Source organism: Croceitalea sp. W27, from assembly GCF_055693185.1.
Genome location: NZ_CM146327.1, coordinates 220,243 through 240,486 on the forward strand (window position 1 = coordinate 220,243; position 20,244 = coordinate 240,486).

Genomic DNA, 20,244 nt, shown 5'->3' on the forward strand with positions numbered 1-20,244 from the left:
GCCTTGGTGTGCTTTACTTTGGTTTCATCTTTTTCTTCAAGTCGAAACTATCTAAAATAGCCTTGAAAACAGCTAGTACAAGAGCTGAATTGGCACCAATTATCAGTAATTTTCTATTCCATTCTGCTCAAGACTCAAAAGACGATCAAAAGGAATATATCAATCTAAAAATCGAGATTAGAGAATACCTTCGTAATAAAACTTTTAGAAAGATATTGGCGGAAATACTTTTTGATCTTCAAAAAGATGTTGCGGGTACTACAGAGGAAAGACTGTTTAAATTATATCGGGAACTTGGCTTGCACCATGATGCTTTCGCAAAGCTCAAAAGCTGGCGATGGCAAGTAATTTCACAAGGCATTTTAGAGCTCACCCAGATGCAGGTAGGTGAATCGTATCAGCTAATAACCAAGTTTATTAACGATAGGAGAGGCCCTATCAGAAAACAAGCTGAGATTGCCACCATAAAACTTCGTGATGAGGGTATCGAATTTATTCTAGATTCTACTACCTATACCATAAGTGAATGGCAACAGCTTAAGATGATAGAAGCCTTATCTGGCCTTAAAGACTATTCACCCCCTAGATTCAAATCTTGGTTGATATCAGAGAATACCGATGTTGTTCTATTTGCATTAAGGCTAATAAAACACTACAATCAAAATGACGCTGCTGCGTCTATTATAGAATTGGTTAAACACAAAAACAACCATATAAAGCTTGCAGCAATTCAGTGTATAAAAGACTTTAATTTTAAGGAAGCTAAAAGTACTCTAAGGGCTGTTTTTCTTGACTGTACCGATGAAGTTAAAATTCAAATACTTAGTGCTGTTGCATTGTTCGGTGATGCATCGGACATTCCTTTTTTAAACGGAGTCAGCATTAAAGAGACCAACTTTTTGGTTTGCAGCAAGGCAAGAAGTGCCATCAATACTATTTCACCCGATACTGTTCTACCTACAAAAGATATTAAGAATACCAAACCTTCTGATTTAGAACTTGAAGTAGATTTAGAAAAAGTACAACCTACTATTATTCATTCAGATGAAACAACTACCGTTTCACTTTCTGAAGATTATTTGGAAATAGAAACCGAAGAGGAAACCGATGTTTATGAAGTTGATGATTCGCCTAAACATGAAAAATCAATAGAGAACATTGAAATTGCTGAAACTATTGTACATGATTTGAAGGTTGAACAAGCAAACGAGAATAAAGATATTTTACCTGAAAACGAAGTAATTGTTCAGTCAGAAGAAAACGATGAACTAAATACTGGAGAACTAGAAGACGCCTTCGAATTCGGTTCTATGGACCAAGAAACGGACGCATCATTGAACAACGAACTAGGTCTTTTATCATCAAAGGACGATGATTTGGCAAATATCACCTCTAATTCAGATGAGCTTGAAGAGGAGTATGCCTTGATGACTTTCGAACAAAAAAACACTTTTATCGATACCATTGAGTCTCTTACAGATGTCAAGCAAATAGGGTTATTGGAGGAGATTATGGAGAAGGAAGACGAATCTGAACTCCGCTTTAAAGCATTTAAAAAGCTCCAACTTTTAAAAACAAACTTCCCAGTTGTTAAAATACTTGAGAACGAATATTCAGAAAGTAACGATACCGAAGAAGATGTAACTGTCTTGGAAGAAAATGTTCTTGAGTCAAAAGTTTTAGAAAAAGATATAGAGTTACCCAGTGTTTTTTTACCGCTCTACCAAAAAGCTTGGGATTTAAACTCTAAGCTTATCCTTATTAAAGAAATGGAATCACTTGGAGATGAAAAAGAGGTCTTCTTTTTAAGAACTTTAATAGATTCCAATGAATTAAAGATTAGTAAATCTGCTAAAAAAGCGATTGTTGTTATTGAAAACAGGATTTCTGATAATTCTGAGTATGTAGATGTTATTCCGGTTCTAAAAAATGAAGAAGTCCCCATGACATCGGATAATAAAGAATCAACTTTAATTGAACCTACAACCCAATTAAATGATGAAGCTAGCGCAATTATTGAAGAGCAACAAACTATTCTAAATGACGATAATAAACTACCGCTAGAGTTGTGTTTTTTGTATGATGAGTTTGGTATAAATGCCCCAAAGAATGAAGAAAAAGAAGAAGAAAGCCTGTTCGATTTTGAACTTTCCGAAGAATTCTTTTTAAACCTAGATAAGAAAGAGGAAAATGAGCACTAGTTTATTTGACATCGTACTAGAGTACATCGACCTCATTTTCTTGCTGTTCAGTTCGATACTGTTCTGCCTTTTTGTATTCATGGGTTATTTCTCGACTAGAAGTTCTATTCATTATAAGAATAAAAATAGCTTTGGTGACTTGTCAAAAGTAATGGCGTCCCCAATTGCCCCGAGTATAACCATTATTGCTCCTGCCTACAATGAAAGTCTAACAATTGTTGAAAATATAAGGTCTTTACTATCGCTTAAATACGTTAATTATGAAGTTATGGTCGTTAATGACGGTAGTAAAGACGATACGCTTCAAAAAATGATAGAGGCCTATGATCTGGTGAAGATAGAAAAAGAGATTGATCCCAATTGGAAGTCAAAACCAATACGAGGAATATATAAATCCACACAACTTTCCTTTTCTAAGCTTACAATAATAGATAAAGAAAATGGGGGGAAATCAGATGCTATAAACACGGGTGTTTTTCTTTCGGAAAGCAGGTATGTGGGCTGTATCGATGTAGATTGTCTACTGCGCCCAGATGCACTATTACATGTAGTAAAAGCTTTTTCGCAACGTACTAAAAAGCGCGTGATTGCTGTTGGCGGTGTAATTCGTGTTGCAAACTCATGTAAAATATCAGGTGGTACTTTAGAAGAAATAAGACTCCCAAAAAGTTGGTTGGCACGCTTTCAGCTTTTGGAATATACACGCTCATTTTTAATAGGTCGTATGGCCTGGGGCCGCATAGACAGCCTATTAATAATATCTGGCGCTTTTGGTTTTTTTGATCGTGAAATCGCCCTGGCTATTGGTGGGTATGATACGGGTACCGTTGGAGAGGATATGGAAATGGTTTTTAGAATGCGAAGATATATGCATGAGCGTAAAGAACCTTATACCATAGAATATATTCCCGATTCACTCTGTTGGACCGAAGTGCCTGAAGACTTGAAGATTTTGGTTAACCAACGCGACCGTTGGGCAAGAGGTAATCTGGAAACCCTGTATAAGCATAAAGATATGCTTTTTAATTCAAGGTTTGGTAGATTAGGTTTAATAAGTTATCCCTACTGGTTTTTTTATGAGTGGTTAGCTCCGTTATTAGAATTCTTTGGTTTTTTTACCATTATTTATTTCTGGTATTTGGGTATTATAAATTGGGATTTCTTCATTGCCTTGACCGCTGCTATTTATGTTTTTTCGATAACCTTTTCTTTTTATGCTGTACTATGGGATGTCTTTACCTATAACGAGTATAAAAAGACGAAAGATATTTTAATATTACTGTTCTGCGCAATAGTAGAGCCCGTAACATTTCACCCAATATTGGTTTTTTCGGCAGTTCGGGGTAATTACAAAAAGCTGTTTAGAGTAAATTCTGGCTGGGGTTCACAGGTGCGTAAAGGTTTTGCTAAAGCTGCATAATTTAAGTTATGAATACAAGTACGATAGATAGATATACCTTAAAGCAATACACAAGATTGATCATCTCTTTCTTTGGTACCTTATTGCTACTATCCATATATCAATATGCAACGCTTTATTTTAAGGGGGTCGTAGACACCATATTTAGTGGTAGTTTTTTTATTGCAGTTGCACACCAATTGGGTTATGCATCCATAATAGGTTTGATACTCGTATTTCCTTTTAACTTTTGGGAGAGCTTTCGGCCGAGATATGGGTTCAATCTAGTTTTTGTGATTATTGCTTTTTTACTGATAATCGAAGCTGGATTAATAAGTTATTACTGTACAGTTTTGGTTCCTTTAGGTTCCGATATATTAGGATACAGTTTTTCAGATATCAAAATGACGATTTCTAACTCTGGTGGGGTCTCTATCCTGCCATTTATCGGTGTTATCGTTATCATCGCTATATACTTCGGATTATATAAAGTAACCTCAAAATACTACCATTACATTGGTAGAATGTATCCTTTTACAATTATCCTATTCAGTTTTTTCATTTCGACCCTGTACTTAGATGGAAAGCCAATAAATCAAAATAAAAGTCAATACCTTGCACTTAATATCTACAATAGTTCAACAGAGGACACCTCATATAACGCAGACATTGAGTATCCTTTAATTAAGCCGCAACCAGCAGAAAACCCATTGGGTGAATTCTTTAACCTTAAAGAAGAAAAGCCAAATATTGTTTTTATTATCGTAGAAGGGCTAGGAAGAGATTTTGTCGGTGAAGGTGCAGAATATGGTGGGTTTACTCCGTTTTTAGATTCTTTAAGCCAAAAATCACTGTATTGGGAGAACTGTCTTAGCAATACTGGTAGAACTTTTGGAGTGTTACCCTCACTACTAGGGTCATTGCCTTTTGGCAAGAGCGGTTTTATGGAGCTTGAAAAATACCCTAATAAGCTTACCCTATTCAGTATTTTAAAAAATAACGGCTATCAAACGGCCTTTTATCAAGGCACCAATAGCTCATTTGATGGTGTGGATAAGTTTTTGCTAAGTGAGAATGTAGACTTTGTATTGGATAAGTCAGGTTTTGGTGCTAACTATACCATGCAAGAAGAAGATGCCGCGGGTTCTTCTTGGGGATATCCTGATGAGGAACTGTTCAAGAAGAGTATGAGTTTAAAGCGAGATGGCAATAGTCCGAGAGTTGAAGCCTATATGACCATAAGTAATCATGAGCCCTTTATACCCCCGAATCAAGAACATTACGAGAAAGAAGTGGCTAAAATAATGCCAGGTCTTAAGCATGATGCCAAAAAGATGAAGGTCATCAGAAAAAATGACAATGTTTTTGCAACATTACTTTATACCGATGATGCTTTAAAATTTGTCTTAGAATCATATAAAAAACAGCCGGGTTATAACAACACCATATTCATTGTTACCGGTGACCACAGATTGATACCGATACCGCAGCGGAATAACTTAAGTAGGTTTCATGTGCCTTTGATTATGTACAGTCCTCTTTTGAAAAAGACCAGAAAGATAAGTGCCATCTCTTCACATTTTGATGTAACCCCAAGTTTGTTGAGTTTACTTGAAGGACATTATGAGTTAAAAATGCCGAAAAAAGTTGCTTGGATGGGTAGTGCTTTAGATACAAACGAAAAGTTTAGATCAAAAAAGAATATTCCTTTAATGCGAAACAAAAATGAGCTTAAAGAATATGTAAGCGGTGACAAACTATATTCCGATGGCGCTGTATATAAAATAGATACCAATATGGATCTTAGTTCTTCTTTTGGGGGCGGAGATATAAAAGCCAAACTAAAGGCTTTCAAGTCAATGAATGCCTATGTGACCACGAACAATAAAATAATTCCTGACAGTCTGGCCATTTTTAGTATTAAAAAGGAAAAATTCACAGAGAGTGAAATGGTTTGGATCAATAGTCTGTATAATGGACAAAATTATGATAGATATTATATGATAGCTAGAGATTTAGCCTTTGAAAAAGACTATCAAAAATCACTTCTACTTTGCCGTTATGTACTGTCTGAATCGCCAAGTCATATAGATACTAAAATACTAAGCGGACGAGTACACGCATGGAAGCGAGATCGGGAGAAAGCTATAGAAATTTTTAAATCCTGTATCAAGGTTAACCCAAATTATATAGATTCTTATGCAGCACTTTTTGATGTTTATTTTTGGGAAGGAAGACACAGGGATGCATTAGAATTAATCAACATAGTAAATCAGAACAGTTCTAGTGCCCATATGATTTCCGATAAAATAGCGAGAGCAAAACGAGAAGCCAGAAAAGCGGGCGTAAAAATATTCAAAAAACCCGAAAACGATAAAATAGTTGCTGCCTTAGATAATGATTAGTTTACGAAACATATTGTACCTAGGCTTTGTGATGATATCATTTGTCGGATGGTGTCAAGATGTTTCTAGCAGTGAAACAGATATATCTTATCCAAAAGCCTATCAATTGGCTTATGATGGAAAACATGAATCGGCTAAGGTTATTCTTGTTAAAATAGCCAATAAGGAACCTAAGAACATTCAAGCGAAAGCATTACTGGCCAAAACCTATACTTGGAGCAGAGAATATAAAGAAGCTAGAAAAATATTTAATGGATTACTGGTTCAAGAACGAAATAACTCCCAGTATTGGATTTCTGCGATAAAAAATGAACTATACGCAGGTGAAAACATGATTGCCTTAGGCCTTGCGAACAAAGCCATTTTCCAAGGAATCGACAATAATGAAATCCTCCGTTTAAAGCAACTGGCCAGCAATCGTATTCAAAATAGAGATTATCCAGATTTAGGTTGGCATAACACCGATCAAAAAATCCACAACAGGTATAAAAAGTCAAAAATCCACAAACAAGAAGATAGTAAAGAGGGAATAGCCACATCTGAGATTAAAAGAGAATGGGTAACTGAGAGTAGGTTAGGGGTTGATAATGCCTACACCATGTTCAATGAACGCTACGAACCAATATTTTTTTCTAATATATCATATAACCACAGAACAGAAATCGGAAGTATAATTCCAAGAATAAACTATATAAGCAGATCTGGTAGAAACGGTCTTCAATATGAAATCGACCTCTACCCAAAATTTTTAAAGCGCTTTTATGCCTATTTAAATTATGGGTATTCAAACGACGAAATTTACCCATCACATAAGGCTGGTGGAGATATTTATGTAAACTTACCTGGTGCCATTGAGTTTTCGGCAGGTGGTAGATATATTGTAACACAAACAAGAAATGTAACCGCGATTACCAATTCTATTGGTCATTATCGTGGTAACTATTATTTTTCTTTACGCTCGTTTATAACACCAAGACCAAATAACCTTACCCGCATATCTGCGAATATATTAACACGAAAATATCTTAAGGATGCAGAGAACTATTACGGATTTAGTTTTGGAGTGGGGTATTCACCGGAACTTAGACAAACTATTGCAGGTGATGTATTACTTGCTGAAACCCTGTTATTTATTGAATCACAAAGATTAGGGCTTGAGTATCAATTTACCAGTAAGAACAATCAAAATATATACAGAACTAGACTTGAGGTACGAAGGCAAGAACTTGCATTTGATTCTGGTAATTTCTTTTGGGGCATTACCGCAGGACTTACCTATAATATTAAGATTTAAAAGTCTAACCGAGATAAATTTCAATTGTATTTATTCTTTGCCGAATGCCCATTTATCGGCATACATTCCATAAACGAGACCTATCTCGTTATCATATACATACTTTTCATCTTTGCCAGCGTCAAAATTTACATGGTAGACATATACTTTTATACCTGCATCACGCAGCTGTAATAGTAATTTCTTCTCTCTCTTTATCATTCTTCTAGATAGGGCAATGTACTTGACATTATTAATCTTTAGAAAATCTAGTTTATCTCCTTTAATACTCATAAAAGGTATTTGTGAAATCATGGCATTCAGTCCATGGCCTGCCGCTTCTTCTGTGGCCATCACACTAAACAATTCCATAATTAGCCTATCCTTATCTACAAAAGATTCTGCAAAAGCTATAGGGTCGTTCAATTTATCTGTTACCAATGTAGCATCTGGGTGCGCTGAAAACCAATCATTGATCCCTTGTAAATCCAGGGTAGTGTAATCTCCATAGATCTTATGTTTCATGAACTCTTCATGTGTTGGAGGTAGTTCTCCGGTAAAATCGGTAAATCTAGACCACATGCCCCAATCATGGGCAGCTACAAGTTTACCATCTGAAGTTTCAATAATATCAAGTTCAAAAAGGCGAAAGCCTTTGGCATAACTCTCATCAAGGGCGTCTTTGGTGTTTGTAGATTTAATACCGTTCACTTCACCACCGGCATGCGCAATGTATCTGTCAATCTTAGGCTCAAAGATATATACCTCTCTAGGAAAGTAGATTTTACTATCCTTTATCGTATTTGATAATTGGATTCTTAAGTCAATGGAGCTGTCATTTATTTCTTCAACAATTTTCCCGTTAAGATTGTGCATAATATAAGCTTGTCTACTTTTTATCATGCTTAATTTCGAGAGCCCAAGTTTATTTAGTTCTGAAGTATTTCCCGCTAAACCCTTTGCTGCAGAATCATGTGCTAGCATTAGAAAAGAGGCTTTATTGGTAAACAATTCTTTTAAAACTTCAGTCATTGCCAAGGCTTCGTCTTCACTGCCATGTGTATCATAAGTACGGTACTCCAATTTTTCATTTGTTTGAAAATGAACAATAGTCAAACCTCTTTCTACTTGTTCCGTTAATCCATTCAATGAAAATGCACTCTTTTTCTTAGTAGTAAAACTGTGGCTCTGCACTTTAAGCAATCCCTTTTCCTCGGATTGCTCAATTATAGTATTCGAATTGTTGGCCCTAAGAGTTGGGACTGAAATTAACAAGATGAGTAATAGTAATATTTTTATTGAAGATATAATGGACGTTTTCATGGTGGAAAATAATATGTTAAAAGCAACTATAGTATAGGATAAACGTTGATAAATGCTCCTTATTGCGATTTCACAACATACGTAAATGCCGCAGTATATAAGAGCCTATCTAGGTGATGATTTTAGCATCTTATTTCTTGATATAGAAATGATAAACCTTAGAAAATCATTTTTCTGTAAGATACAGACTACACAAAAACCATTGTTTTAACAAGTTTTTAGTAAATCGATCAATTCACAACATTTTCACGATAGTTCACCACATTTTATTGTCACCTTATGAACTTTGAGATAAGTTTACAGTGTTAATAAAATGACCCAAATTTAAAACCTAATCTAAAATGTTATACGATACCTACGGTGAGGAATACCTTGCATTTTTACAAGAACTAAACGAAATTTTAAGTTTGAACGAATTAGCTGAATTGGATTACCTATAGCCTTTTTTGCCCCACAAAAACCTAAACTATGGAAAACCAAAATAACGAAAATACAGCCTACATGAATTTCATCAATAAGTTAAATGAAATTCTAACAGATTACAATATTTCCCAAATGAATTGTTCTTAGCGCTTAGTGTTACAATAACAAAGCCGTCTCGATAACTATCTTGACGGCTTTTTTTATTACCCTAAATATGTTTTTAGGATTTTGCTTTTTGAGTTATGCCGCAATTTTCGAATTGCCTTTTCCCGTATCTGCCTAACACGTTCCCTTGTTAAATCAAACGTACTACCAATTTCTTCTAGGGTCATAGAAGGTTGTTGTCCTATTCCATAGTATAAACGAACCACATCTGCTTCACGCGGTGAAAGCGTATCTAAAGCTCTATTAATTTCTGTGTTCAAAGACTGATGCATTAATTCCCGGTCAGGTTTTGGAGACTCTCCTGCACGCATGACGTCATAGAGATTAGAAGTTTCACCTTCCTTTAAAGGAGCGTCCATAGAAACGTGACGCCCAGAATTTTTAAGCGACTGCTTAACCTCGGTAACGGTCATGTCAAGTTCTTTTGCGATTTCTTCCGCAGAAGGTGGTCGCTCATGGGCCTGCTCTAAATATGAAAATGTCTTCTTGATTTTATTTATTGAACCAATTTTATTCAATGGCAAACGAACAACTCTTGATTGTTCGGCCAAAGCTTGAAGTATGGATTGGCGTATCCACCAAACGGCATAAGATATAAATTTGAACCCGCGGGTCTCATCAAATCGTTTTGCCGCTTTAACCAAACCAACGTTTCCTTCATTGATTAAATCAGGCAGTTTTAAACCTTGGTTTTGGTATTGCTTTGCAACAGAAACAACAAATCGTAAATTCGCATTGGTTAACTTTTCGAGGGCAACTTGATCGCCAGTGCGTATTCTTTGTGCTAATTCTACTTCTTCTTGGGCAGTTATTAAATCAATTTTACTAATGTCTTGTAGGTACTTATCTAAGGATTTGGATTCTCTATTGGTAACCTGTTTAATGATTTTAAGTTGCCTCATGCGTTTTTTAGATTTTTTAAGTATTAACCCTCATTATACATTTTTAGAATCATTTTTCCTAATGACCTAGGGCTTTATTATCAAAAATTTATGAGCATTGCCAAAAAACAGGATGTTTTTTTAAGGGGAATACAATTGTTAATAGTATTTGGAATATTTCCTGCAAAAGAGCCTAGAACTAGGATTAAAATCTTATAATTTTGTAAGGTTTGTTATTAATTAATCAAGAGACATAGCCTTTTGAAAGTAGAAAAAGAAGTTGCAAGAAAAGACCTCTACGATTACCAATTAGAAGATTTAAAAAGAATCTTTAAAGAATTGCATGGTATGCCGAAAGGCAGCAATTTATTATATCAACTACCAACAGGTGGTGGTAAAACCGTGGTTTTTTCTGAAATTACGAGACGTTATATTGAGCAGACCAAAAAAAAGGTCGTTGTATTAACGCACCGTATAGAACTTAGCAGACAAACCTCTAAAATGCTGCATGGCTTCGGGGTTAAAAACAAGATCATCAACAGTGAGGTAAAAGAGTTTGACGACCAAGATGAGTTTACCTGTTTTGTTGCCATGGTAGAAACCCTTAACAATAGGCTACAGGAAGAAAAAATAAAAATCAAGGATATTGGCCTTGTTATTATTGATGAAGCGCATTATAATTCTTTTCGAAAACTCTTTAAGTATTTTGATGAAGCAACCATACTTGGCGTTACGGCTACCCCTTTAAGTTCAAACATCAAATTACCGATGAAGGACCACTATAAAAAATTGATAGTGGGTAAATCTATAAAGTCTTTGATTGAAAAAGGATTTTTATCCAAGGCCGAACTATATAACTATGATGTTAGCCTAAAGAGCCTTAAACTTGGTATACATGGTGATTATACCGTAAAATCTTCAGACGAGTTCTACGGTAATCAAAGTATGTTGGGTAAGTTGGTTACCGCCTATGAAGAAGTAGCGAAAGGTACCAAGACCTTGATTTTCAACAATGGTATCAACACTTCTCATTATGTTTATGAAACCTTCAAAAAAGCTGGTTATAACGTCCGACATTTGGATAATAGAAACAGCGCCGCTGAACGAAAAGAAATTCTTGAGTGGTTTTCTAACACCCCTGACGCTATTCTAAGTTCGGTTAGTATTCTGACTACCGGTTTTGATGAACCTACGGTAGAATCAATTATTCTTAATCGAGCAACACGGTCTTTGACCTTATACTTTCAGATGATTGGTAGGGGATCTCGAGTTTTAGCGAACAAGAAGAAGTTCAACGTTATTGACATGGGTAATAATATTGCCCGTTTTGGTCCTTGGGATGAACCCCTAGATTGGCAAGAGATATTCCATTTTCCAGACTTTTATCTAGAAAATATTAAGAACGACGAGGAGATTGAACGTGAATTTATCTATGAAATGCCCGAAGAGCTTAAAGCCAAGTTCAGCAAATCAAAAAATATCCATTTCAATATTAAAGAGGAATATAAAAAAGTTTTCGCCCAAGGCGGAAAGTCTAAATTAGTGCTTGAGAAGAGTATAGAACAGCACGCACAAATATGTTTTGAGAATAGCGAAGATGTTTTTGACGCTCGTATTTTGGCAAAGTCTTTAAAGGAAGAAATTCAATTTAGAGTACGTCAATATTCCTATTGTATTATGAACAACACCAAGAACTATAAAGAATGGCTCGAAGAAGATTATGAGCGAAAGCTACGCTCTAATATCTCAAAAAAGTTTGCAGCATTAATGTAAAGAGAACTACATGCTTTTAAGTATGGTAAATTTTTGTTACTTGTATTTGAGCTTGAATTTGTTTTTTGAACTTAACACATGAAAACAGCTCTCTTTATCGGTTTTGTCTGGCCAGAGCCAAAAACAACCGCGGCTGGCCATCGCATGCTACAACTATTAACTAGCTTTAAAAAAAAGGGATTTGATCTTATTTTTACTTCTACAGCCCAGAAAACAAATTACTCAGAGGATCTTTCTAAATTAGATATTACAACCACCACAATTAAACTAAATGATAGCTCTTTTGATGAATTCATCAAAAAACTTAAGCCTAATATAGCAGTTTTTGACCGTTTTATGGTAGAAGAGCAGTTTGGTTGGCGAGTGGCAGAATCCGCACCTAATGCCCTTCGTGTTTTAAATACGGAAGACCTGCATTCACTAAGAAACACAAGGGAAGTCTGTCATAAAAAAGGGGAGGAGTTCACTACAGAAAAGTGGATTGGGAATGATATGGCCAAACGAGAAATTGCCAGTATCTATCGTTCTGATTTAACGCTTTTGATCTCACCAACAGAGACCGAGTTGCTTAAAGCCGAGTTTCATATTCCTGAGGATTTGCTATTTACACTACCATTTATGGTAGAAGCGGCGGCAAATAAAAATAACCAGGAATTGCCAAGCTTTGAGGAGCGAAAAGATTTCTTGTTTATTGGTAATGGAAAACATGCTCCGAATGTAGATGCCATTAAATATCTTAAAACTTCTATTTGGCCATTGATTAGACAAGAATTACCACAAAGCAATCTTAATATCTATGGTGCGTACTTGCCACAGCAAATTACTGAAATGCATAAACCGAAAGAAGGCTTTTACGTGCATGGGTGGTTAGAAGATTTAGATAAAACACTACAACAAATACGTATTAATTTGGCCCCTTTACGTTTTGGCGCAGGAATAAAAGGAAAAGTAATCGATGGTATGTGTAATGGAACCCCTACCATAACAACTGCAATAGGAGCAGAGGGAATCCCAAACTACACTGACTATTATGATGAGCCTACTGATTTTGCTCAAAAAGCAATTGAAACCTATTGCAATAAGGAAACTTGGTTGTTGGTTCAAAAATTAGGATTTAATACCATAAAAAATCACTTTTCCGAAGAGCAACTCACGCCCATTTTATTTCATAAAATTGATTTGGTCAGCCAACAACTAGAAGGCCACCGCTCTAAAAATTTCTTTGGCGCTCTTTTAATGCATCAAACAATGGCAAGTACCAAGTATATGAGTAAATGGATTGAAGAGAAGAATAAAAAGACCCTATGAACTTTGGCTTAAGATGTCTTATATAATTTCGTTACCAAAATATCCTTTATTAAAAAAATATATCATAATTTAAGACCGAAATAATCAATTAAACTCTTTTAAAATGAAAAAAACCTTATTCGCTTGCGCTTTTGCAGGGGTTCTTCTTTTCAGCTGTGAGGTTGAGGAAGAAACACAGAATCTTGAATTACAAACTGTAAATCTATCCATGAAAAATATGGTGGCGGTTGATATTGCTCAACTACCTCCTGCAACTCCAATTGCTAAATTAGATTTAAAAACTTCTAACCTGCAATTCGCTAAGGCTAACAATACTGAGCAAAATGAGTTCTCTGAACTTCAGTCAAGAGCAGATGCACTTAATGCACTTTTGATACCTTATGGGGTTCAATTAGAAAAAATGGAATACTATAGCGCTGATGCCGCAGGTAGAACCGTCTTTTTTAGCGATACAGGAAACAAACAGCTGGGCTCTGATTTCGTCCCTAATGACCCAAGAAATGCAGGTGGGGAAACTGTGCCCTATATCATAGATGGCACACAATTAACAACAGCATCTGGACTAAACACTTTTGGTGCCATCGAAAATGTAATGAACACTTGGAATGAAGTTACTTGCTCTGATGGGCTTGAACTTCCTAACTTCGGAGTATCTCCAACCGATATTGGTTTTATTTCGAATGTGTTTTTTGGCTTTGGTGGTAGTAATGGTTTTTTTCCAGGAATAATCGTACAAGCGGGAATTTTGCCAAGTGACTTTTTTGATTTAGTTGCACCAGGTGGTGGTTCTTTTATATTGGGGGTTACTTTTACACTTACTTATATCGAAGATATTAATGAAGATGGGGTAGGTGACGTAGCTATTAAAGAAATTTATTATAATGATGCTTTTAACTGGCAAGATACGGTTGCTACTGGTGGTGGCGTAGATTTTGAAACTGTAGCACTGCACGAAACAGGTCATGCACTAAGCCAAGCTCATTTTGGTAAGGTTTCAATTACCGAAAGTAATGGTAAAGTTCATTTTTCTCCGCGTGCACTTATGAATGCTGGATATTCTGGAGTGAATAGAGTGGTAGAGAAAACCGACAAAGCAGGACATTGCAGCAATTGGGGCAATTGGCCCAATAACTAGCGTACCGTTTTTAGTAAAAAGGCCTCCTAAATGGAGGCCTTTTTCTATTTTTAAGGAACGTCGTAAGCCCTTAATTTATGAGTAGGGACTAAACCCACTAAGCTTTGCTTTAAATACTTTGGTATTAGAATTTAATTACAATAAAGTACCATTTCAAATTACATACTTTATATATCTTAGCACCTATAAGCTAGTATATGAGTTCAGAAACAAATAAGACATGGATACAGCAGTGGTGGGATAAAAAGGTTCCACAATATCTAGGAACCTATTTTGCCGTAGGTTTTGGTCTTCTTCAATTTGTAGAATTTTTAACTACCCGCTATGACTTAAGCCAATATTTGGTTGATAAATATTTATTGGTGTGGTTTACATTAGTTCCGGCGATAACTGTGCTAATATATTTTAGTGACCAATTAAACCCGAAAACAGATTCTGGGCCATGCAATATTGGTCCTTGGCCGATAAAGATTTTATCCCCTTTAAAAAAGCAAATGGTCTAGCTAAGAGATTACTAATTTATGATGAGGATAAAAGCTGACTCACCTTTACTCAATCCATATAATAGGAATGTGGTCCAACACGACCATCAACCTGAACCATTTCTATGTTTATATTATTTGGAGCTGAAAATGCCGTGAAGGTGTATACCGTTGGTTTATTCTTATAAATATAGCGTTGTGGCGAAAAAATCGGTGAATATCCATTTAAAGCTGCCTGATCAACGGCCTTATTAACATCACCGTAAAGAAAACCAAGGTGGTCTAGACCAATTCGAATGGTTCCTTCCTTTTTTCTAAAAGAAACATCTTTTGGATTGATATCAAATACTTTAGGTTCCGATAGTATAAGATTTGCATCAGCAACTTTTAAACTGATTGTGCCGTTTTCTTGTATTGCAGATTGTGCACTATATATTTTTTCAAAGAAAGTCTTCGTCTCTTCAACGTCTTCCACAAGAAATTGAATATGATCAATACTATATTTTGCAGCTCCAAACTCTTTCTCTGGACGCTCTACTATAACAATTTCAAACCCATCGGGGCCATAAATACTGAAAGCCGGGGTATCAGGTTCCAAGGGCAATGATAGTTTATACTCTGAAATTGCAGCTCCTTCTTCTTGAAGTTCTTTAAGCGCAGCTTGTATCGATGGTACTGCTAGTGCCAACCATTTTGCACCATAAACAGGTTTTGATTTTTCTGCTTTTGGTGAAATGATCTCTGCGTTAAGCCAACGCTGATTGCGTTCAACTGGCAAGTCTTTATAAGGGCCGATAGAAGTTATGGTGATTGTTGGGTCTTGCCATTTTAGGGATAGAAAACGTACCAAATCAAACCTTTCACCAGGATGAGCCATCTCTCTAGCACCAAAATGTTTTTGGAAGAACGCAACCGTTGCTTCCTCATCGGTGACAATAAAATGGATATCATCTAAATGAATTGGTTTTACTTCATCTAAAGATTTAGTAGTACACGAAAAATTTGTAGCTATTAGACAAACGGTAAAAAGCACGAACCCTATTTTATTGAATGATAGTTGCATAAACCTATATTTCCGCTGAGTTATAAAAATTTCATTAGGATTGAGATGATAGTCCAGATAGTAATAGTCCTTAACTTAAAGCTCTTACCAAAGTTTTCATGTCCTCAAGTCTTCCAACAGTGATTCTAGACCATTTCCCTTCTTTTTCATAAATTCGAGTACCTACAATGTTATTTGCCTTAAGCCTTTCAAAGAATTGCCCCTTATAATTTTCTAAAGAAAAATAGATAAAGTTGGTATGTGATGGGATGCATTTAATGTTCAATTTTTCGAACTGTGCTATAGTATAGGCTCGTGCGCTCGCATTCAATTCAAAAGTATCTTTGATAAAATTAACGTCTTGTAAAGCTGCCAAAGCCCCCGCAGTAGACACCACACTTACATCACCATTGCTCCAAGACTGCAATCCGCTTAACTTCTTAATAGTTTTTGGATGTGCTACCGCATAACCGATTCGTGCTCCGGCCAATCCAAAAAGTTTAGAAAAGGTTTTTGCTATGATAAGGTTTTCGTTCTCACTGGCCAAGGTGCTTAAAGATTTCTGATCGGTCAGGTCAATGTAGGCTTCGTCCAATAATACAAGTCTATTTTTTGATACCTCTCGTACAAAATTCAGCAACTGATTACTGTCGGTTATTGTACCAGTTGGGTTATTAGGGTTACATACATAAACTAATCGAGTATCTGATGTGACCGCTTTTTTTAATGCACCTAAATCATTCTTTTTATCGGCAGTAAGTGGAACACTAACTTTTTCTAAACCTAGATTCTTTGCCGGAGACATCCAAAAATTAAAGGTATTATCCGCTGTAACAATATTCCCTTTTTGTTGTGCCGCATAATGAAGCACTAAGTTTAATATCTCGGTAGAGCCAGATCCAAGCATAATATTTTCTTTAGCCACCTTATTGTATGCTGCAATAGCTTCGATAAGCTTTGGTTTTTGTGACCAACCATAACGGTTACTGTTTGAAATACTTTCCATCATGGCCTCCCTTGATAAAGGTGAGGGACCATAAGGGTTCTCATTTGCATTTAAAAATATTTTATGGGAATTAGCTTTTGTAGGGATAACACTTTCATTTTCATAAGCATATATTGGGGCTAGATTTAATGCCAACGCCCCAAGTCCAATTTTTTTTAAGTAGTCTCTTCTGCTCTCCATATGTATTGTTCTTTGAAAAATGATTAACCTAGTTAACTACTAATTTCGTGAATTAAATCGTAAAACTCCGATATCTTAATGTTATTCTTAGCTTGCTGCCCACTTTGAGAAGGATTTTCCGTTATTTTGTAATCCACAAAAATAAGTGCCTAATGAAAACTGCCAACTGGAAAACTGCTATCGAGTTTGACGATATCACCTATAAAAAAAGTAATGGGGTGGCTCGAATCGCTTTTAACCGCCCTGATGTTCGCAATGCTTTTAGACCCAATACCACCAGTGAACTAATAAAAGCCTTTTATGATGCCCAAGAAGATACTTCTATTGGAGTAGTGCTACTTTCTGGTGAAGGGCCATCTACTAAGGATGGAATTTGGTCTTTTTGCAGTGGTGGTGACCAAAAGGCCAGGGGACACCAAGGTTATGTAGGGCAAGATGGGCAGCATCGTTTGAATATTTTAGAGGTACAGCGTATGATCCGTTTTATGCCAAAAGTAGTTATTGCTGTTGTTCCCGGTTGGGCCGTAGGTGGTGGGCATAGTTTACATGTAGTTTGTGATATGACCCTTGCAAGTAAAGAACATGCTATTTTTAAGCAGACCGATGCCGATGTTACTAGTTTTGATGGAGGATATGGTTCAGCATATCTCGCTAAAATGGTTGGGCAAAAGAAAGCTCGGGAGATTTTCTTTCTAGGGCGCAATTACTCGGCCCAAGAGGCTTTTGAAATGGGCATGGTCAATGCCGTTATACCGCATGCTGAATTAGAGGCTACTGCCTATGAATGGGCGCAAGAAGTTTTGGCAAAATCACCCACATCAATAAAAATGCTAAAATTCGCAATGAATTTAACCGATGATGGAATGGTAGGGCAGCAGGTTTTTGCTGGTGAGGCAACTCGACTGGCTTATATGACCGATGAAGCTAAAGAGGGCCGTAATGCCTTTTTAGAAAAGCGAAAGCCAAATTTTGGGGAAGATAAATGGCTCCCATAGATTAATGTTAAAGCTTCTTTTTCAGCTTTAAGAGCTTAGCTTCAAGTTTTTCCAGTTGTTCTTTTGTTTTGGCAATTTTTAGTTCTGTTTTTTCTTTTTCAACAAGAGTCATTTGAGTATTTCTTTTCTCCAATCTAGCATTTAGTTTATCAAGCTTTGAAGTTTCCGATTTAATCCGACTTTCCGTTTTATTGATGTCTTTTCTTAACGCTTCCCGTTTTTTAAATTCCTTTTCCACTTTTTTAGCGACTTTCTCTTCTTTCTTAGCCTCTTTTATTGCGCGTGCAATTTTTTTCATTTGGGCCTTGTCGTCAGCAGATGTGTCCGTAGAATCTTGAGCGCTTAGGATGCCCAACCCAAAAAATAATAGAAAACCTAAATAGACCAGTTTTTTCATTTCACCAACAGTATTTTAAGTTTAGAAACGAGATTAGGTCTAAAGTCACATCATTATAAAAGAATGGGATATCCTTTTAAATCGAAGATATACCTAAATTAAAAAGAGCCTTTATCTTATCGACAAAGGCTCTTTTACGAGAACACTATATGAAAATGAAAAAATTATTTACTTGATTATTACGGTGTAAATGTAGCTAAGGCGCATGTTTGTGCGAAATTATTGTTGTGAAGTGGTTACCTTTTGTGGTCTATGTTCTTTTTTAACTAAAAAGACGGTTGAGATGTATACGATTTAAAGTATGCTAGCCAAATGGGCTGAAATTAAAAAGAGCCCCGTCTATTCGACAAAGGCCCTTTTACGAGAACACTATATGAAAATGAAAAAATTATTTACTTGATTATTATGGTGTAAATGTAGCTAAGGTCTGTGTTTGTGTGAAATTATTGTTGTGAAGTAGCTACCTTTTGTGGTATGCTAAGTTAAATACGCTATTTAATAGATAAACAACTATGGAGTTGCTTTTAAAAGCGCTGATAAAAAGTGATTTACGTCGAAAATCGGATTCTCTGCCAAACCGGTACGTACCACAACAAGGTCTTTTGAAGGAATAATAAAGACATACTGGCCTTGAAAACCATTCATCGAATAGAGTGTTCTGGGTAAATCAGGATAGATACCGCCGCTATTGAGCCAAAAATGAGCACCGTATCTTCCTTCAGAAAATTGTGTAGGGGTAGTAATGTAATTTATCCAGTCATCATTGAAAAGTTGTTCTCCGTTCCAGCGTCCTTTATTCAGATATAGCTGTCCTACTTTGGCCCAGTCCCTTGTGCTGGCCCATCCATAGGAAGAGCCTACATAGTTGCCTCCCAAATCGGCTTCCAACAGCATTGTGTACGCTCCAATTTTATCAATAAAAGCTTCATACGGAAAATCTAGATATTCCGATTGGGTTCTAAACTGTTGCCTTAAAATTCCGGATAAGAGATTCGTAGTGCCCGAAGAGTAATTCCAAATTTCAGTAGGTTTGGCAATAGCATTTTTATTTCGCTGGCTTTTCGTCATATCAGACTCTAAAAAAAGCATTCTTGTGGCATCTGAAATAGTAGTGTAATCTTCATTCCATTCTAATCCACTTTGCATGCGCAATAGATGATTTAAGGTAATCTTTTTCCGTTCATCATTCTTCCACTCCGGAATTGGAGCTAGCCAATCCATTTCCAATTTTCCTTGTTTTTCAAGAATACCAAAACATGTTGCCAATATACTCTTGGTCATTGACCAACCGAGTATTGGCGTATCTTTTGTAAAACCATCTAAATACTTCTCTGTAAGCAAATGGCCTTTGTATAACACCAAAAGCGTGCGGGTCTTTTGTACTTCATTGTCATCAAATGCCAAGGCCACCGCTTTTTGCAGTTGTTCATAATCAACCTCGGAAAAAACAGTGTCTTTAGGTTTTAGATGCCCATAAGGGTATGGTTTTGTGATGACTGTAGTATCGCGCTGTGGTTGTATGTATATTTCGTCTTCTGGATAATGACGATTTACCAAAACGGTTCCTAAACCTTGCCTATCGATAGCTTTTCTTCCCATTAATCCATAGACACTGGCCGATGCAGAAGCTTCTTCAACGTTATATGCTGTAGTGGCCAATCTTACCAGTGGCATATCTAAATCGTTTGCAACGACGGACTCAGGTTCACGATTTCCAAGCAAAACACTTGAGGCCAAGTATTTAGCGGCATAGCCCGAAATCATATTCAGTTTTGGATAGTTGATATAAAAAACAATACCGACAACGAGAATTAGTAGCAGTAAAACCCTTTTGAATATTTTCATAACATCAAAAT

The 20,244-nt window shown here is 36.2% G+C and carries 15 protein-coding genes; 9 read left to right on the forward strand and 6 right to left on the reverse strand.

Annotated features, from left to right (window positions below; all coding sequences use genetic code 11):
* Positions 1-62 precede the first annotated feature (62 nt).
* The 4 genes from ACZ1GR_RS01080 to ACZ1GR_RS01095 are packed head-to-tail and all read left to right on the forward strand — an operon-like array spanning position 63 to position 7,299.
* Positions 63-2,201 (forward strand): HEAT repeat domain-containing protein, encoded by a 2,139-nt coding sequence (locus ACZ1GR_RS01080; protein WP_472610424.1) that lies wholly within the window; start codon positions 63-65, stop codon positions 2,199-2,201.
* Complete coding sequence (locus tag ACZ1GR_RS01085) at positions 2,191-3,621, forward strand: glycosyltransferase family 2 protein (protein ID WP_472610425.1); 1,431 nt, start codon at positions 2,191-2,193, stop codon at positions 3,619-3,621. The genes ACZ1GR_RS01080 and ACZ1GR_RS01085 overlap by 11 nt, the downstream gene beginning before the upstream one ends.
* 8 nt (positions 3,622-3,629) lie before the next feature.
* Positions 3,630-6,005: a sulfatase-like hydrolase/transferase gene (locus tag ACZ1GR_RS01090; protein ID WP_472610426.1), complete on the forward strand. Its 2,376-nt coding sequence runs from the start codon at positions 3,630-3,632 to the stop codon at positions 6,003-6,005.
* A gap of 31 nt (positions 6,006-6,036) precedes the next feature.
* Positions 6,037-7,299: a YaiO family outer membrane beta-barrel protein gene (locus ACZ1GR_RS01095; RefSeq protein WP_472610427.1), complete on the forward strand. Its 1,263-nt coding sequence runs from the start codon at positions 6,037-6,039 to the stop codon at positions 7,297-7,299.
* Between the two features lie 30 nt (positions 7,300-7,329).
* On the opposite strand, the gene ACZ1GR_RS01100 is transcribed toward ACZ1GR_RS01095, so the two are convergent.
* Positions 7,330-8,601 carry a hypothetical protein gene (locus ACZ1GR_RS01100; RefSeq protein ID WP_472610428.1) on the reverse strand — a complete coding sequence of 424 codons (1,272 nt, stop codon included), beginning with the start codon at positions 8,599-8,601 and terminating at the stop codon, positions 7,330-7,332.
* Positions 8,602-9,227: 626 nt separating this feature from the next.
* Positions 9,228-10,091, reverse strand: a complete 864-nt coding sequence (locus ACZ1GR_RS01105; RefSeq protein ID WP_339334431.1) for a sigma-70 family RNA polymerase sigma factor — start codon at positions 10,089-10,091, stop codon at positions 9,228-9,230.
* 240 nt (positions 10,092-10,331) lie between these two features.
* Between ACZ1GR_RS01105 and ACZ1GR_RS01110 the strand changes: the two genes are divergently transcribed.
* The 4 genes from ACZ1GR_RS01110 (at position 10,332) to ACZ1GR_RS01125 (ending at position 14,789) form a co-directional block, all read left to right on the forward strand.
* Entirely contained in the window at positions 10,332-11,843 is a 1,512-nt protein-coding gene (locus ACZ1GR_RS01110; protein ID WP_472610429.1) for a DEAD/DEAH box helicase, read from the forward strand.
* A 78-nt stretch (positions 11,844-11,921) separates the two neighbouring features.
* Positions 11,922-13,151, forward strand: a complete 1,230-nt coding sequence (locus ACZ1GR_RS01115) for a glycosyltransferase (RefSeq protein WP_472610430.1) — start codon at positions 11,922-11,924, stop codon at positions 13,149-13,151.
* A gap of 103 nt (positions 13,152-13,254) precedes the next feature.
* Complete coding sequence (locus tag ACZ1GR_RS01120) at positions 13,255-14,286, forward strand: M10 family metallopeptidase domain-containing protein (protein WP_377765044.1); 1,032 nt, start codon at positions 13,255-13,257, stop codon at positions 14,284-14,286.
* A gap of 197 nt (positions 14,287-14,483) precedes the next feature.
* Positions 14,484-14,789: a hypothetical protein gene (locus ACZ1GR_RS01125; RefSeq protein ID WP_472610431.1), complete on the forward strand. Its 306-nt coding sequence runs from the start codon at positions 14,484-14,486 to the stop codon at positions 14,787-14,789.
* A 49-nt stretch (positions 14,790-14,838) separates the two neighbouring features.
* On the opposite strand, the gene ACZ1GR_RS01130 is transcribed toward ACZ1GR_RS01125, so the two are convergent.
* Positions 14,839-15,831 (reverse strand): VOC family protein, encoded by a 993-nt coding sequence (locus ACZ1GR_RS01130; protein ID WP_472610432.1) that lies wholly within the window; start codon positions 15,829-15,831, stop codon positions 14,839-14,841.
* Positions 15,832-15,901: 70 nt separating this feature from the next.
* Positions 15,902-16,996 (reverse strand): pyridoxal phosphate-dependent aminotransferase, encoded by a 1,095-nt coding sequence (locus ACZ1GR_RS01135; RefSeq protein ID WP_472610433.1) that lies wholly within the window; start codon positions 16,994-16,996, stop codon positions 15,902-15,904.
* A gap of 152 nt (positions 16,997-17,148) precedes the next feature.
* On the opposite strand from ACZ1GR_RS01135, the gene ACZ1GR_RS01140 reads away from it, so the two are divergent.
* Positions 17,149-17,991, forward strand: a complete 843-nt coding sequence (locus ACZ1GR_RS01140) for a 1,4-dihydroxy-2-naphthoyl-CoA synthase (RefSeq protein WP_472610434.1) — start codon at positions 17,149-17,151, stop codon at positions 17,989-17,991.
* Between the two features lie 7 nt (positions 17,992-17,998).
* Here the strand turns inward: ACZ1GR_RS01140 and ACZ1GR_RS01145 are convergent, their stop codons facing one another.
* Both ACZ1GR_RS01145 and ACZ1GR_RS01150 read right to left on the reverse strand, forming a co-directional pair.
* Positions 17,999-18,289 carry a hypothetical protein gene (locus ACZ1GR_RS01145; RefSeq protein WP_472610435.1) on the reverse strand — a complete coding sequence of 97 codons (291 nt, stop codon included), beginning with the start codon at positions 18,287-18,289 and terminating at the stop codon, positions 17,999-18,001.
* A gap of 609 nt (positions 18,290-18,898) precedes the next feature.
* The gene (locus ACZ1GR_RS01150; protein WP_472610436.1) at positions 18,899-20,233 is read right to left on the reverse strand and encodes a serine hydrolase domain-containing protein; all 1,335 of its coding nucleotides are present in this window, start codon (positions 20,231-20,233) and stop codon (positions 18,899-18,901) included.
* Between the last annotated feature and the right edge of the window lie 11 nt (positions 20,234-20,244).

Excerpts from the sequence above, each read along its gene's own strand:
- ACZ1GR_RS01085 (WP_472610425.1), top strand. The coding sequence starts at position 2,191 with ATGAGCACTAGTTTATTTGACATCGTACTAGAGTACATCGACCTCATT.
- ACZ1GR_RS01090 (WP_472610426.1), top strand. The coding sequence starts at position 3,630 with ATGAATACAAGTACGATAGATAGATATACCTTAAAGCAATACACAAGA.
- ACZ1GR_RS01095 (WP_472610427.1), top strand. The coding sequence starts at position 6,037 with ATGATATCATTTGTCGGATGGTGTCAAGATGTTTCTAGCAGTGAAACA.
- ACZ1GR_RS01100 (WP_472610428.1), bottom strand. The coding sequence starts at position 8,601 with ATGAAAACGTCCATTATATCTTCAATAAAAATATTACTATTACTCATC.
- ACZ1GR_RS01105 (WP_339334431.1), bottom strand. The coding sequence starts at position 10,091 with ATGAGGCAACTTAAAATCATTAAACAGGTTACCAATAGAGAATCCAAA.
- ACZ1GR_RS01115 (WP_472610430.1), top strand. The coding sequence starts at position 11,922 with ATGAAAACAGCTCTCTTTATCGGTTTTGTCTGGCCAGAGCCAAAAACA.
- ACZ1GR_RS01120 (WP_377765044.1), top strand. The coding sequence starts at position 13,255 with ATGAAAAAAACCTTATTCGCTTGCGCTTTTGCAGGGGTTCTTCTTTTC.
- ACZ1GR_RS01125 (WP_472610431.1), top strand. The coding sequence starts at position 14,484 with ATGAGTTCAGAAACAAATAAGACATGGATACAGCAGTGGTGGGATAAA.
- ACZ1GR_RS01130 (WP_472610432.1), bottom strand. The coding sequence starts at position 15,831 with ATGCAACTATCATTCAATAAAATAGGGTTCGTGCTTTTTACCGTTTGT.
- ACZ1GR_RS01135 (WP_472610433.1), bottom strand. The coding sequence starts at position 16,996 with ATGGAGAGCAGAAGAGACTACTTAAAAAAAATTGGACTTGGGGCGTTG.
- ACZ1GR_RS01140 (WP_472610434.1), top strand. The coding sequence starts at position 17,149 with ATGAAAACTGCCAACTGGAAAACTGCTATCGAGTTTGACGATATCACC.
- ACZ1GR_RS01145 (WP_472610435.1), bottom strand. The coding sequence starts at position 18,289 with ATGAAAAAAATTGCACGCGCAATAAAAGAGGCTAAGAAAGAAGAGAAA.
- ACZ1GR_RS01150 (WP_472610436.1), bottom strand. The coding sequence starts at position 20,233 with ATGAAAATATTCAAAAGGGTTTTACTGCTACTAATTCTCGTTGTCGGT.